The sequence below is a fragment of the Shewanella salipaludis genome, assembly GCF_012911865.1.
Classification (GTDB): Bacteria; Pseudomonadota; Gammaproteobacteria; order Enterobacterales; family Shewanellaceae; genus Shewanella; species Shewanella salipaludis.
This window is the reverse complement of sequence record NZ_JAAXYH010000011.1, coordinates 114,212-129,365: the sequence shown is the minus strand read 5'-3', so window position 1 is coordinate 129,365 and position 15,154 is coordinate 114,212. Positions and strand designations below refer to the sequence as shown.

Genomic DNA, 15,154 nt, shown 5'->3' with positions numbered 1-15,154 from the left:
CCTTTACCTTAATTTCAGCGTGGCTAAGCCAAGCAATACCAGGAACAGGGAGATGATCCAGAAACGCACTATCACCCGCGGCTCCGGCCAACCCTTGAGCTCGTAGTGATGGTGGATGGGCGCCATGCGGAAGATACGCTGGCCGCGCAGCTTATAGGAGCCCACCTGAAGGATCACGGATACAGTTTCCATCACGAACACCCCGCCCATGATGACCAGCAGGATTTCCTGACGGATCAACACGGCTATGGTGCCCAATGCCGCGCCCAGCGACAGGGAGCCGACATCTCCCATGAAGACCTGCGCCGGGTAAGTGTTAAACCAGAGGAATCCCAGCCCAGCACCCACTATGGCGGTGCAGACGATCACCAGCTCGCCGGAACCCGGCAGATAGGGGATATGCAGGTAACTGGCGAACTGCACATGACCCGAGAGATAGGCTATCAGGGCGAAGGCGGCGGCCACCATCACGGTCGGCATGATAGCCAAACCATCCAGGCCATCGGTCAGGTTCACCGCATTGCTGGCGCCCACTATGGTGAAGTAGGCCAGCACAACGAAGGCGATACCCAGTTGCGGCATCACTTCCTTGAAGAAAGGCACCACCAGCTGGGTTTCCCCCGGATGCACAGTAGTGGCATACAGGTAGAAGGCGATCGCCAGCGCGGCCAGGGACTGGAGGATATACTTCCAGCGGGCGATCAGCCCCTTGGTATCCTTGCGCACCACCTTGCGATAGTCGTCGATGAAACCTATCAGGCCGAAGCTGGCCAGCACGAACAACATTACCCACACGTAACGATTGCCGAGATCGCCCCACAGCAAGACGCTGATGAAGATGCCCGCCAGGATCAACAAACCACCCATGGTGGGGGTGCCACGTTTGCTCAGGTGTGATTCGGGACCATCGTTGCGCACCACCTGACCTATCTGCAGTATCTGCAGACGTTCGATCAACTTGGGCCCCCACCATAGGCTGAACACCATGGCCGTCAACAGGCCGAGAATGGCCCTGAAGGTCACATAAGAAAATACGTTGAACCCGGAATAAAACTGGGTTAAATACTCGGCCAGATAAACCAGCATCTACACTAACTCCCCGCGCTCGAAAGCGACTGTTAAGGCCTCGACAACGCGCTCCATGGCGGCGCTGCGGGATCCTTTGACCAATACTGTTACCTGACCAGGTAACTGATTTATGTGTTTGATTAATTTGCCAAGCAGCTCATCCATGCTGTGATTATGCTCGGCGCCGAATGCCAGGCTGGTGTCGCGGCTGAGCCGGCCGACACAGAAGAGGGCTTCAATGCCCCGGCGTTTCGCCAGCAGCCCCAGCTCTGAGTGCAAAAGTGGCGCATTGTCGCCCAATTCGGCTAAATCGCCCAGCACCAGGCAGCGATGGCCACTCATTTCCCTGAGCCAATCTATGGCAACGCCTACGGAACTCGGATTGGCGTTGTAGCTGTCGTCCACCAACAGCACCCGGCCGAGCCGGTGCGGTAACATGCGGCCCTTGACCGGCTGCAGCAGCGCCAACCCTGTGACTATCTGCGCCAGGCTCAAGCCCAGTGCCAGGCAGACACAGGTGGCCGCCAGGGCATTGCCGACCTGATGCCGGCCCGCCAGCGGCAGGCTGACGGCAACCGACTGGCCGTCATACTCGAGGGTAAAACTGTAGCGGCCCTCGGCATCGGCACTCAGCGCCGTCGCCATCACGGCGGCGGGTGTGGCCATGCCAAAATCCAGCTGACGGTAAGCCTTGGCCTGGGTACGCATCAGGGCGGCAAACTCGTCATCGGCATTGATGACCGCCGTCCCCATGGGTTGCAGGTGATTGAAGATCTCCGCCTTGGCCTCGGCGACTCCCGCCTTGGAGCCGAACCCTTCCAGATGGGCATCCCCTATGTTGTTGACCAATGCCACCTCGGGTTTGACCAGGGAAGAGGTGTAATCTATCTCCCCCTTATGATTCGCCCCCAGCTCGAACACCCCGAATTCATCGCCCGGGGTCAGCCTGAGCAGGGTGAGCGGCACGCCTATCTCGTTGTTGAAATTGCCCGCGGTGTAGAGCACCCGGGCATGCTGCGACAGTATGGTGGCGATCATCTCCTTGACGCTGGTCTTGCCGTTGGAGCCGGTCAGGGCCACACATCTGGGGGCGACACTGTCACGCACATAGGCGCCTATGGCCCCCATGGCGCGCTGGCAATCGGGCACCAGGATTTGCGGTAATGCCAGAGGCAATTCCCGCTCCACCAGCAAGGCGCTGGCGCCATTGGCCATGGCGGTGGCCGCGAAATCATGACCGTCGAAGCGCTCGCCCTTGAGGGCCACGAACAGACACTCCGGGCCCAGATTACGGCTGTCGCTGCTGAGACTGCGGATTTGCCGCTCGTTGGCGGCCCAATCCTTGCCAACGAGCCTGGCATCCAGCTGTTGGCAGAGGCGTGAGAGCATCATGGGGATCATAGGGAACCCTCCGCCAACTGCCGCGCCAGGGCGCGCTCGTCATAGGCCAGACGCACACCGCCGATTTCCTGATAGGTTTCATGGCCCTTGCCGGCCAAGAGCAGCAGATCGCCGGCCTTGGCGAGAGCCAGCACCCGCTTGATGGCGCCGACTCTGTCTATGTCGCTCAGGGCGGCATCGGGCCGGCTCAAGCCGGCGAATATGTCGGCGATTATGGCTTGCGGCGCTTCGCTGCGGGCATTGTCGCTGGTGATCATCAACCTGTCGGCGAAGGCCTCGGCGGCCTTGGCCATCAATGGCCGCTTGCCCTTGTCGCGCTCACCGCCACAACCGAACAGACACCAGAGCTCTCCCGGACAATGGCCCCTAAGCGCCTGCAAGGCTTGCGCTATGGCGTCCGGGGTATGGGCATAATCCACCACCAGAGTCACCCCGGCCGCAGTGGTGAAACGTTCCATCCTGCCGGGAACCGGGGTTAATTCCGGCACCAGGCTCAACAGCTGATGCATGTCATAGCCCTGCAGATACAGGGCGGCGACGGCGGCGACCAGGTTGGACAGGTTGAAGGCGCCGAGCAGGGGCGATGCCAGCCTGGCCTCACCCTCGGGCCACACCAGCGTCGCCTCGACGCCATGTTCATGGAAGTTGGCATCCTTGGTGAAGAAGCTCGCCTGTGGCTGCCCCGCCGTGCTGAAGCCCAAGATCTTGCTATCGTTCAGGGCGCTGAACCAGTCGAGGCCGACGGCGTCGTCGAGGTTGATCAGCCCATGCTGCAGGCTGGTGAAACCGAACAGGCGTTTCTTGGCCAGGGCATAGGCATCCATATCACCATGATAATCAAGATGATCCCGGCTCAGATTAGTGAACACTGCGGTATCGAAAGGCACGGCCGCCACCCGTCCCTGCACCAGGCCATGGCTGGAGACCTCCATGGCACAGACCTTGGCGCCCCTGGTCTCGAATTGGGCCAGTTGCTGCATCAGGGTGATGGCATCGGCCGTGGTATTGCCGCTGTCGACCAGCTCGCCCCAGAGGCCATTGCCCAGGGTGCCCATCACAGCGGCGCGGTCACCGGCAAGGCTCACCAGCTGGGCGAGCAATTGGCTGACCGAGGTCTTGCCATTGGTACCTGTAATGCCTACCAGCTTGCAGCTGCGGTGCAGGGGATAAAACTGCGCCGCCAGGGCAGATAACTGCCTGCTCAACTGAAAAAAAGCTATCTCTATGCCCCGCCCGCTTGCGCCGGCGGTACGGTTCACCCGGCCATGTGCATCCGGATCATCCGTATGCACCAAGGCCAGGGCGCCCCTTGCCAGGGCTTGGTCCACAAACTGACGGCCGTCGACCTTGTGGCCGGGAATGGCCACAAACAGGCCTCCCTGCGCCACAGCACGGCTATCCAATGTCAGCATGTTAACGCTTTCGGGCCCTGGATAATGAAACCAAGGCGCCAGCAGATCCCGCAATAACATCATTCTGCACTCCTCGGAATTCCGGCCAATTGCACTTGCGCTTTCGCAGTCATTGGCTCAACGTTTAACATCTGCAACGCCCCAGACATCACGGCGGCGTACACGGGGGCGGCGACATCGCCGCCATAATACTTGTCGCCCTTGGGCTCATTGATCACTACGACTATCGCCAGCCTGGGATCGTTCACCGGCGCGACCCCGGCAAACTGGGCCACATAGTCATCGCCGTAACCGCCGGCGACGGCCTTGCGCGCCGTTCCCGTCTTGCCGGCCGTGGGATAGCCGTCGATATGAGCCTGGGTCGCGGTGCCGCCTTTCTGAGTGACCCCAACCAGCATATGCATCACGCTCTGGGCCACGGCCGGCGAGATCACTTGCTCACCCTGGGGTTTTTGTTTGAGCTTGAGAATAGACACAGGATAGAGCACGCCCTTGCTGCCCAGAACGGCATACATGCGCGCCAACTGCAGCGGCGTCACAGTCAGGCCATAGCCGAAAGACAGGGTGGCACGTTCAAACTCGGACCAGCGGCGGCGATCATGGATAAGCCCGGCGCTCTCACCTGCGAGGTTGATGCCTGAATAATTGCCCAAGCCTACCGACTGGAGGTAACCCAGCAGTTGCTGTACCGGCATGGACAAGGCTATCTTGGTCATGCCGACGTTGCTCGAGTGCACCAGGATCTCAGCCAAGGACATATCGCCATAATAGCGGCTGTCACGGACGATTTTTCCACCTATGCGCATCAGGCCTGGGTAGGTCTTGATGACCTCGTCCTGTTTGATCGTGCCCGCTTCGAGCGCCGCCGCCACCACGAAGGGCTTGATCACCGAACCCGGCTCATAGGTGTCCGTCATGGCGCGGTTGCGCATGCGATAAGGCTTCAGTTTCTCTCTGGCGTTGGGGTTGTAGGAAGGGGTGTTGACCATGGCCAGCACCTCGCCCGTATGCACGTCCAACACCACCACAGAGCCTGAGGTGGCCCGGTTCATTTCCGTGGCGCGTTTGAGCTCACGATAGGCCAACTGCTGAATGCGTTGGTCTATGCTGAGCACCAGATCGTTCGGGCTCTCGCCTTCCTGCACTATGTCCAGACGCTCGACCACGTGACCATCACGGGACTTGCGCACTTTCTGCTTGGACGGGGTCCCCGTCAGCCAGGAATTGTAGGTATTCTCTATGCCTTCGATGCCGATATCGTCTATGTTGGTGATGCCGATCAACTGGGCGGCGATCTCGCCGGCCGGGTAATAGCGCCTGGATTCAGACTTGAGGAAGACCCCGGGCAACTTGAGCTGACCTATGTAATCGGCGACGCCGGGGGTCACCTGGCGTTTGAGGTAGGTGAAACGTTTCTTGGGGTTGCTCTTGACCCGCTCGAGTATGGCATCGACGGGCTCGTGCAGCACATCCGCCAGGGCCTGCCAGCGGCGCATGTCGGCGAAACCATTCTTGTCATGCACCTGCTTGGGATCCGCCCACACGGCGCGCACGGGCACAGACACGGCCAGCATCTCGCCGTTTCTGTCGGTGATGAGTCCCCGCTGCACCTCACGACTCGTGGTTCTCAGGGTGCGCATGTCACTCTCGTGACGCAGTTTCTCCGGCTCTATGATCTGTATGTAGGCGGCGCGACCTATCAGGCTGACAAACAAGAGGCAAACCAAGCCCACGACGACATAGAGTCGCCAGTGGATCAGCTCGGGTTTCTGTTTGCGCTTTGCCTGTTTACTCATGACTTCCTGTTCTCATGGGAGCCTGACCACCACTTCTTCGCTGGGCAAGGGTCGACTCATATTCAGTTCTTTGGTTGCTACTCGGGTTATGCGACTGTGTTCCGCCAGAGATTGCTCTTCCAACAGCAAGTTACGCCACTCTATGTCCAATCTATCCCGCTCCTGCAGCAGCTGATCCCACTGGGTTGTCAACTTACGGCTCACATGGCTGGTGTACACCACCAGGATGGCGTTCAACACCACCAGAGTCGCGACCACCAGCACCCACTTGTGGCGCCAGAGGTCGAGCACTATTATCCGGGTCAGATTGAGCTGAGGCTTAGACATGAGCAGGCTCAGTAATCCAGACGCTCGGCGACCCTGAGCACCGAGCTCCTGGCCCTGGGATTGCGCGCTATCTCTTCATCCGACGGTTTCATCGCCTTGCCCACCGGCAGCAAGTGACGCGACTTGTTGATCTGCGCTTCGGTGAGCGGCAGTCCATGGGGCACGCTCTCACCCTGGCTATGACGGCGGATGAAACGCTTCACCATTCTGTCTTCCAGCGAATGGAAGCTGATCACCGACAGACGTCCCTGGGGCGCCAGCACCTTGAGTGCGCCCTCGAGCGCCTGGTCTATCTGCTCCAGTTCACTGTTAATATAAATTCTGATGGCCTGAAACACCCGGGTCGCCGGATGCTTGTTGCGCTCCTTATTCTTGGTGATCCTGTTGATGAGCTCCGCCAGGTCCTTGGTGCGCAGGAAAGGGGTCTTGTCGCGATCGGCGGCGATACAACGGGCTATGTGGCGGGCATTTTTTTCCTCGCCATAGGTCTTGAAGACCCAGGCCATGTCTTCTATTTCGGCCCTGGCCAGCCACTGGGCCGCGGTCTCACCCTGGCTGTTGTCCATGCGCATGTCGAGCGGGCCGTCGCGCAGGAAGCTGAAACCGCGCTCGGCATCGTCCAACTGAGGCGACGACACCCCGAGATCCAACAAGACACCATCTATCTTGCCCGTCAGCCCCAGCTCTGCGACATAGTCGGCCATCTGGCCGAAACCGCCGTGGACTATCTGAAACCTGCTGTCGTCGGCAAATTGTTCGGCCGCGGCTATGGCCTGTGGATCTCTGTCGATGGCGATGAGCCGGCCATTGGGACCGAGTTGACTCAAGAGATAGCGGGAGTGCCCCCCCCGGCCGAAGGTGCCGTCGATATAGATGCCGTCGGGCTTGAGGTTCAAGCCGGCAACGGTTTCTTGCAACAACACGGATAAATGGGCAAATTCCTGACTCATATTCTCTTCTTCAATTGGTTAACGCATGGCTTAGAGTGAAAAATCCGCCAATCGCTCGTTCACTGCGAGCCGTTCGCTGCGGATAATTTCCTGACTGTCTTCTATCTGCTGTTGCCACGCAGTTTCATCCCAGAGCTCAAACTTATTCAGTTGTCCCACCAGCATCAGATGTTTATCCAATCTGGCGTACTGGCGCAGGGTTGGCGTAAGCAGTATCCGTCCATTCGCATCCAGCTCAGTCTCATGGGCGTAACCTAACAGTAAGCGTTTTAATGCACGTTCTGTGGGCTGGGTGTCGGCGAGACGCAGCAGTTTAGTCTCGACCCTTTCCCATTCACGGAGGGGATAAATCAACAAACAGTGAGATTCGATATCGACGGTGACAACGATTTTTCCGGCATGCTCAAGCTGCAAAGATTCACGGTATCGCATTGGAATGGCGATCCGCCCTTTAATATCTAAGTTAATTGCGCTTGTGCCCGAAAACACTTCATTGCATCCCTGTTGTTGTTGAAGTAACTCTTAATATATCCACAAATATCCACTATTCCCCACAAATGCTAAGTTTAGGGACAGAATGCAAGCAATGTCAAGGAATGGGATCTTTTTATAAAGCCAGGCAGCAAGCGGGTTAGCAGCATATTGAAACAAGATAAAACCGCTGCAAACCGGGGTGGTAAAAAGTGGGTTCGGGAGCTAAACACGTGGAAACAATAGACATAAATTGACCACCAGGGTGGGGCCGACAAGCCTTAAGGTGGCGGATCATGCCCGCAATCGCCCGGTCAACCCGGAATTCCCCTCGAAAAACCGGCTCAATATACCCGAAAGTCCGGGGAGAATAAACGCCGTACGCCAATGAGTGCAGGGATAAGGAATCGCCGGGCCATGCCAACAGGAGAAAAGATCTCGGTCGTTGCAACCCGATAACGAAAAAGTCACCGAATCGCCACCAAAGGGCAACATGCTGACCGGCATTTGCAGCCGCCGGAGTCGCAAGGGCTGCGGGACGGGAGAAGTGCCGCCGGCGTGCTGGCCGATGGCGAAAAAACCGCATATAGTCTAAACATTAACCATGAGTTGCCCACAGCAGGCAGTTGTCATCGGCCTAAATCAATGAATAAGGGATGCTTCATGATAAGTTTAGACAGCATGTATGCCATGTTAGCCAGACCGGTTCGCTCGGTATTCAGACCCAAGCGGACCGTCGAGCCGGTGGCGGCCGCCACCAAGATAGCCACAGACAGTCACGAGGCGCCGCAGTCGCAGCTGCCGCCCAGGCTGGAACGGCGCAAGACAAGCATAGATCGTCGCCGCGATCCGGACGCCGACAGGCGCCACCATACGGAAACAGATCGCCGCCGCTCCTCCAGGCAGGAAACCGATGCCAACAGCCAAACGCCGACAGATCACATAGATGTCGAGGTATGATGGCGGCCAAGCCCAGGTTAACCTGGGCTTGGCCGCTAACGCCGAAGCTCGGGTCGCAGCCGCCTAGCTGCGACAGCGGGCGACGGCATCCTGCCAGGCTGCATACAGGAACGCCCGCTTCTCGGGCGTAATCTGGGGCACAAATCGGCGTTCGATAGTCGTCTTATGTTTGATTTCATCCATGGATTGCCAGAAACCCACAGCCAGTCCGGCGAGGAAGGCGGCGCCCATGGCGGTGGTCTCGGTCAGCCTGGGGCGCAGCACCTCGACATCCGTGATATCGGCCTGGAACTGCATCAGAAAATCATTCACCACGGCGCCGCCATCCACCTTGAGCTGCTTCAGGCTGACGCCGCAGTCTTTGCTCATGGCGTCGAGTAAGTCGCGGCTCTGATAGGCGATGGCCTCGAGCGCGGCACGGATGATGTGGTTGCGGTTGGCCCCCCGGCTCAGGCCGAACAGGGCGCCCCTGGCACCTGGGTCCCAGTAGGGCGCCCCCAAGCCGACAAATGCCGGCACCAGGTAAACTCCCTTGGTGTCTTCCACCTTGCTGGCAAAATACTCCGTGTCCTGGGCATCGCGGATCAACCCCAGCTCATCCCGCAACCATTGCACTGTCGCACCGCCCATGAAGACGGCGCCTTCCAGGGCATAATTCAGTTCGGCCCCGGGGCCGGCGGCTATGGTGGTCAAGAGGCCATGGCGGGAACGCACCGCCTGTTTACCCGTATGCATCAAGAGGAAGCAGCCTGTGCCATAGGTATTCTTGGCCATGCCTTCCTCGACACATAGCTGGCCAAACAGGGCCGCCTGCTGATCGCCGGCCATGCCGGCCACCTTGATCTCCCCATGACCACCTATGAGGGTGCTGCCGTAGACGGCGCAGGAAGGTTTCACTTCGGGCAGGATAGCCGCGGGAATGTCGAGCGCCTCGAGCAGTTTGGGATCCCATTGCCCCGTGTGGATATTGAACAACAAGGTACGCGAAGCATTGGTGGGATCTGTCACATGCACCTTGCCCTCGGTAAGCTTCCACACCAGCCAGGTATCTATGGTGCCAAACAACAGCTCGCCCCGCTGCGCACGCTCCCTGGCACCCGGCACGTTCTCCAGCAACCAGCTTATCTTGGTGCCGGAGAAATAAGGATCCAACAGCAGGCCTGTGTTTGCCCTGACATACTCCTCCAGCCCCTGGGCTTTTAAACGCTCGCAGATCTCGCTGCTGCGGCGGCACTGCCAGACGATGGCGTTGTAGATGGGCTTGCCCGTGGCTTTATCCCAAATGACTGTGGTCTCACGCTGATTGGTGATCCCTATGGCCGCCACCTCATCGGCCGGGATCCCGGCCCTGGCGAGCACTTCGGTGAAAGTCGAACTCTGAGATGCCCAGATCTCCATGGGATCATGTTCGACCCAACCGGGTTGGGGATAGAACTGACTGAACTCACGTTGTGACAGCGCCACTATGTTGGCCTGGTGATCGAACACTATGGCACGGGAACTCGTGGTTCCTTGATCGAACGCGACTATGTATTTCTTGGTCACTATGACTTTCCTTATGACTCTTTCTCTTGTGCTTGCAACTGCCGGGCTGACGAGCAGCAGGGCCAAGCAACGACGGCCCCCAGGCCGGGCTCGAGCCCGTTCGCCGCCACATCCGAGCCATGACTATACAATAATGGCCAACAAACACAGTAACTGAAAAACAAAAAAGCCCAGCAATTGCTGGGCTTAATATTAATACAGCCTCAGTATGCGGCCATTTACATCTTGTAGCTCAACTGCAAACCGGCAAGCCAGACGTTACCGCCGGCCTCACCGTTGAAGCTGACATTGGCCAGCCCCAGCAGATCCTGGGATTCGTTAATTGACGCATCGCCATGGGCCTTGATGTAAGTCAGCGCCAGATCCAGAGTCAGGTTGGCCGTCGCCTGATAAGCTGCGCCAACACTGAACCATAAACGGTCCGAATCCGGGATGGTGATGGTGCGATATTCATCATCCACGGCCGTCTTGTCCAACGCCATGCCGGCACGCAGCAGCCAGGCCTTATCCAATTGGTAAGTCGTACCCAAAGCGAAGCGCCAGTTATCCTTGAAGTTTTCCTCTTTCACCAGATCCGACTCCAGGCCATCCATGGGCTTAACCTCACCCGGGAAATAGGCCACCAGCTGTTCGAACACGCTCCACTGAGTCCAGTTGACGCTGGCATGCATGGCCCAGTCATTCGTCAGCTCATGGTAAGACGCCAGCTCGGCGAAGGCAGGCAACTCCAGCGGCAGGTAACCCGAGATCTCCAGGTCCTGACCACCCGTATAGAGCAAACCTGAAGCCTGGCCATCCAGCTCCAGCTCAATGCTGCTGTGATAGGCGAAGCCCAAACGGTTGGCCGCATCTATCTGCCAGCTGGCACCCAACTGCCAACCATAGCCCACGTCATCACCTTCCATGCCCTTGAGGCTGGTGCCGGCGGCGGGTAAGCGCGCGGCAATCTGGGCCGGCACATAAGGATTTGCCTTGATGGCACCTATCCAGCCGGGAGCCGAGGCACTGATCTTGCCGTCGCCATAGACCAGGCGCACACCGGCACCCAGGGTCAAGGCATCGTTGAACCGATAGGCCAGGTTAGGGTTGAACTCGACCGTGGTGACCGAGGTGTGGTTGCCGAAGATCGCCGTCGGGTGTGTCGCCGCAACTTTGGTCTCCAGGCCATAATTGGAGTTTATCGCCAGGCCCCAGGTCCAGTGATCGTCGAGTTGATTCGAGTAATAGAAGTTAGGCACCAAGGCATTGTCCGCGACATCGACGGCGTCGGCATCCATCGCCATAGGCTGTGAGCCCAACAAGGGAGAGCTCAAGGCAAGCTCACCCTTCACATCGACGTCCGGCATCACATAGATGCCACCGACGGAAAGATTGCGTCCTGGGAGCAAACTCAGCATCGCCGGATTGCGTGCCTGGGCACTGGCATTGTCCGCCATCGCGGCTTCGCCGGCAAAGGCGCGCCCCAAACCCGTCGCCGAATACTCGGCCAACTGAAATCCTGCCGCCTGCACTTGAGCCATGGCTCCCAACATAACCGCACTCACGGCCAAACTGATGTAACGTTGTTTCATTGTTATTCTCTGTGTTTTTTTGTGTGCTTATCACTGAGTCGAGTTGTAAAAATAGAGTAATAACTCCATTCCGGTAGCAGGCAGTGTACTCATACGGCGCCCGTTTGCAACCGAGCAGAAAAGAGGCGCTCAAAAACCCGGCAATACCAGGGCGTGGCGTATGGCACTGAAGAAAAGCGCAAGAGAAAGTGCAGAGGGAGAGAGTGAAAGGCAATGCAGAGGATGAATGAGCCGCCGGCACCGGACTGATGGAAGTCAGCTCGGCGCCGGCGTGCCCAATCCGGGTGGCCATCGCGGATGCGGCAACCTGAAGAGCGCAAGTGAGCCGGTTAAGCCCCTAAACCTAAGCTTTATCGACACCGGATGAACTCACCTGCGCAGGCATAAAAACCACGCGAAAACCACGTGAACAAGCTGCGCTGGTGGTTTAGCCCAGGCGTCTATGCCGGTCTCAGGCACAAACGCCAGCCGGGAATGAGACAGGGCCTTAGGCCCGCCAGGCGGGAATGCCGGCCTCATACTCCCTGATGCTCGCCTCATGGGACAGGGTCAGGCCTATGGCATCCAAGCCATTGAGCAGCTTATGCCGCGCCGATGCCGCCAGGCTGAAGTCGAATACCGCCCCCGAGGGGGCTGTCACCTTGAGCGCCTGCAGATCGACGCCTATTCTGGCCCCCTCGTTGGCTGTCACTTCGTCGATCAGCTGCTGTACCTGGGCATGGGTGAGCACCACGGGCAACAGGCCGTTGTTGATCGAGTTGCCATAGAAAATATCGGCGAAGCTCGGCGCTATTATGACCCGCAAGCCAAAGTCCGCCAGCGCCCAAGGCGCATGTTCCCGACTGGAGCCACAGCCGAAGTTCTCTTGGGCCACCAGCACCGAGGCCCCCTGGTATCTCGGCTGATTGAGGGAAAACTCGGGGTTTGGCTGTAAACCCGCCTCATCCAGATAACGCCAATCGTGAAACAGATGCACGCCGAAGCCATCGCGGGTGACCTTGGACAGGAACTGCTTGGGAATGATCTGATCCGTATCTATGTTGGTGCTGTCGATCACCACGGCCAAGCCGGTATGTTCAGTGAATGCTTGCATTGGGTACTCCTAGTAAGGCTTGCGAATATCGACGAAATGGCCGGCCACTGCAGCGGCGGCGGCCATGGCCGGACTCACCAGGTGAGTCCGGCTGCCACGCCCCTGACGACCCTCGAAGTTTCGGTTGCTGGTCGAGGCGCAGCGATCACCGGCCTCCAGCCTGTCGTCGTTCATCGCCAGACACATGGAGCAGCCCGGCAGCCGCCATTCGAAACCTGCCTCGATGAAGATCTTATCCAAGCCCTCGGCTTCGGCCTGCAGCTTCACCTGACCCGAGCCAGGCACTACTATGGCCACCACGCCGGCGGCGACCTTACGGCCCTTGGCATGAAAGGCGGCGCTGCGCAGATCTTCGATGCGCGAGTTGGTACAGGAGCCAATGAAGACCTTGTTGATGCTGACCTCTGTCATCTTGGTGCCGGCCGTCAGCCCTATGTACTCCAGCGCCTTCTCCATGCTGGCACGGATAGCGGCATTGGGTTCGGCCTCGGGATTGGGCACAGCCTTGTCTATGGCCACCACTTGCCCAGGGTTGGTGCCCCAGGTCAGCTGCGGCGCAATGTCGGCGGCGTCGAGGATGACGCTGGCATCGAATATGGCATCGGCGTCGCTTTTCAGCTCGCTCCAGGCCGCCAAGGCCTGGGTCCAGGCCTCGCCCTTGGGGGCAAACTCACGTCCGGCCAAATAATCGAAGGTGATCTGATCCGGCGCCACCATGCCCGCCTTGGCCCCCATCTCGATCGCCATGTTACACACTGTCATGCGTCCTTCCATCGACAGCGCCGCTATGGCTTCGCCGCAGAACTCGACCACATAGCCAGTACCGCCATCCATGCCTATCTTGCCTATGATGGCCAGGACTATGTCTTTCGCTGTCACACCCTCGGCCACCTTGCCGCGCACCTCGATCTTCATCGTCTTGGCCGGCAATTGCCTCATGGTCTGGGTCGCCAGCACATGCTCGACTTCCGAGGTGCCTATGCCGAAGGCCAAGGCGCCGAAGGCACCATGGGTCGCAGTATGGGAATCCCCACAGACGATGACGGTCCCTGGCAACGTGATGCCAAGTTCTGGGCCTATGACATGTACTATGCCCTGATTGGGATGGTGAATATCGTACAGGCGCACGCCGAATTCTTCGCAGTTCCGGGCCAGGGTCTCCACCTGGGTGCGGGCCATGGGGCTCAGGGCCGTCAGGCTGGCACTGCGGGTCGAGGTATTGTGATCCATGGTGGCGAACGTCTTGTTTGGCGCGCGCAACTTGCGGCCCGCGGTCCGCAGGCCACTGAAGGCCTGAGGCGAAGTCACCTCATGCACCAGATGCCGGTCGACATAGATGATGGGCGCCTCGCCCTCCGGGCTCGCCAGCAGATGACTGTCCCACACTTTCTGATATAAGGTTTTTGCTACCGACTGAGACATTACACCCCCTCCCTAATTGCCTTGGCGATATAGTCGCCCATCTGTGTCGTCGTCTTGGCGTCCGCTCTGTGTTCGGCGCTCAACAACTCTCCCGTTAAATAACCGTCGGCCAATGCCTTGCCGACGGCGCGTTCTATGGCGGCGGCGGCAGCTTCCTGCTTCAGACTATGGCGCAGCATCAGCGCCGCCGAGAGGATCTGCGCCACAGGATTGGCTATGCCCTTGCCCGCAATGTCCGGGGCACTGCCGCCGGCGGGTTCGAACAGGCCGAAGCCGCCGGCGTTCATGCTGGCCGAGGCCAACAGGCCCATGGAGCCGGTTAACATGGCGATCTCGTCCGACAGGATGTCGCCGAACAGGTTAGAGCAGAGCATGACGTCGAACTCATGGGGACGGCGCAGCAGCTGCATGGTGGCATTATCTATGTAGATGTGCTCCAGTTCGACATCGGGGAAGTCGCGCGCCACTTCTTCGACCACCTGACGCCAGAGCACAGAGCAGGCCAGGACGTTGGCCTTGTCGACCGAGGTCACCTTCTTGCGGCGGCCGCGGGCGGCCTCGAATGCGATACGGGCGATGCGCGCTATCTCGCGGCGACTGTATCTCATGGTATCGAAGGCTTCTTCATCTTCGCCCTCGCCCTGACGCCCTTTCGGCTTACCGAAATAGATGCCGCCGGTTAACTCACGCACACACAGGACATCGAAGCCGCGGGCCGAGATGTCACTGCGCAGCGGCGACATATGCTCCAGCCCGGAATGCAACTTGGCAGGACGCAGGTTGCAGAAGAGTTCGAAGTGACCCCGCAATGGCAGGAGCGCCCCACGCTCCGGCTGCTCGTTGGGCGGTAACTTCTCCCACTTGGGGCCGCCTACGGAGCCGAACAGTATGGCGTCGGCCGCTGCACAACCCTGCAGGGTTGCTGCCGGCAAGGGGCAACCATGCTTGTCTATGGCGATACCCCCGACATCGAATTCGGCATATTCCATCTCCAGAGCGAAACGCGCCTCGACGGCACTCAACACCTTGCGCGCCTCGGCCATCACCTCTGGCCCTATGCCGTCACCGGCCAACACTGCTATTTGATAACTCATACGCCACCCAACTCCTTATTTTTCTGAATGCTATCGGCAATCGA

The 15,154-nt window shown here is 59.0% G+C and carries 13 protein-coding genes; 1 reads left to right on the top strand and 12 read right to left on the bottom strand.

The window, feature by feature from the left end:
* Window positions 1-3: 3 nt before the first annotated feature.
* The 7 genes from mraY to mraZ are packed head-to-tail and all read right to left on the bottom strand — an operon-like array spanning window position 4 to window position 7,443.
* Entirely contained in the window at window positions 4-1,086 is a 1,083-nt protein-coding gene (gene mraY / locus HC757_RS14585; RefSeq protein WP_169565111.1) for a phospho-N-acetylmuramoyl-pentapeptide-transferase, read from the bottom strand.
* On the bottom strand, window positions 1,087-2,469 hold the full coding sequence (locus HC757_RS14580; protein ID WP_169565110.1) for a UDP-N-acetylmuramoyl-tripeptide--D-alanyl-D-alanine ligase: 1,383 nt from the start codon (window positions 2,467-2,469) through the stop codon (window positions 1,087-1,089). It abuts the gene before it with no gap.
* On the bottom strand, window positions 2,466-3,944 hold the full coding sequence (gene murE, locus HC757_RS14575; protein ID WP_169565109.1) for a UDP-N-acetylmuramoyl-L-alanyl-D-glutamate--2,6-diaminopimelate ligase: 1,479 nt from the start codon (window positions 3,942-3,944) through the stop codon (window positions 2,466-2,468). Before murE ends, HC757_RS14580 begins: the two co-directional genes overlap by 4 nt.
* Entirely contained in the window at window positions 3,941-5,677 is a 1,737-nt protein-coding gene (locus tag HC757_RS14570) for a peptidoglycan D,D-transpeptidase FtsI family protein (RefSeq protein ID WP_169565108.1), read from the bottom strand. The genes murE and HC757_RS14570 overlap by 4 nt, the downstream gene beginning before the upstream one ends.
* A gap of 12 nt (window positions 5,678-5,689) precedes the next feature.
* The gene (gene ftsL / locus HC757_RS14565; RefSeq protein WP_169565107.1) at window positions 5,690-6,004 is read right to left on the bottom strand and encodes a cell division protein FtsL; all 315 of its coding nucleotides are present in this window, start codon (window positions 6,002-6,004) and stop codon (window positions 5,690-5,692) included.
* Window positions 6,005-6,012: 8 nt separating this feature from the next.
* Window positions 6,013-6,954 (bottom strand): 16S rRNA (cytosine(1402)-N(4))-methyltransferase RsmH, encoded by a 942-nt coding sequence (gene rsmH / locus HC757_RS14560; RefSeq protein WP_169565106.1) that lies wholly within the window; start codon window positions 6,952-6,954, stop codon window positions 6,013-6,015.
* A 30-nt stretch (window positions 6,955-6,984) separates the two neighbouring features.
* Window positions 6,985-7,443, bottom strand: coding sequence for a division/cell wall cluster transcriptional repressor MraZ (gene mraZ / locus HC757_RS14555; RefSeq protein ID WP_169565105.1), 459 nt, complete (start codon window positions 7,441-7,443; stop codon window positions 6,985-6,987).
* Window positions 7,444-8,088: 645 nt separating this feature from the next.
* Here mraZ and HC757_RS14550 point away from each other — a divergent pair.
* A complete protein-coding gene (locus HC757_RS14550) occupies window positions 8,089-8,385 on the top strand; it encodes a hypothetical protein (RefSeq protein WP_169565104.1) in 297 nt (98 codons plus the stop codon).
* A gap of 63 nt (window positions 8,386-8,448) precedes the next feature.
* Here the strand turns inward: HC757_RS14550 and glpK are convergent, their stop codons facing one another.
* From glpK to leuB, 5 genes are all read right to left on the bottom strand, one after another.
* The gene (gene glpK / locus HC757_RS14545; RefSeq protein WP_169565103.1) at window positions 8,449-9,930 is read right to left on the bottom strand and encodes a glycerol kinase GlpK; all 1,482 of its coding nucleotides are present in this window, start codon (window positions 9,928-9,930) and stop codon (window positions 8,449-8,451) included.
* Window positions 9,931-10,148: 218 nt separating this feature from the next.
* Window positions 10,149-11,501 carry an outer membrane protein transport protein gene (locus HC757_RS14540; RefSeq protein ID WP_169565102.1) on the bottom strand — a complete coding sequence of 451 codons (1,353 nt, stop codon included), beginning with the start codon at window positions 11,499-11,501 and terminating at the stop codon, window positions 10,149-10,151.
* Between the two features lie 487 nt (window positions 11,502-11,988).
* Window positions 11,989-12,594: a 3-isopropylmalate dehydratase small subunit gene (gene leuD, locus HC757_RS14535; RefSeq protein WP_169565101.1), complete on the bottom strand. Its 606-nt coding sequence runs from the start codon at window positions 12,592-12,594 to the stop codon at window positions 11,989-11,991.
* Window positions 12,595-12,603: 9 nt separating this feature from the next.
* Window positions 12,604-14,016 carry a 3-isopropylmalate dehydratase large subunit gene (gene leuC / locus HC757_RS14530; RefSeq protein WP_169565100.1) on the bottom strand — a complete coding sequence of 471 codons (1,413 nt, stop codon included), beginning with the start codon at window positions 14,014-14,016 and terminating at the stop codon, window positions 12,604-12,606.
* Window positions 14,016-15,110, bottom strand: a complete 1,095-nt coding sequence (gene leuB / locus HC757_RS14525) for a 3-isopropylmalate dehydrogenase (RefSeq protein ID WP_169565099.1) — start codon at window positions 15,108-15,110, stop codon at window positions 14,016-14,018. Before leuB ends, leuC begins: the two co-directional genes overlap by 1 nt.
* Window positions 15,111-15,154: the final 44 nt, after the last annotated feature.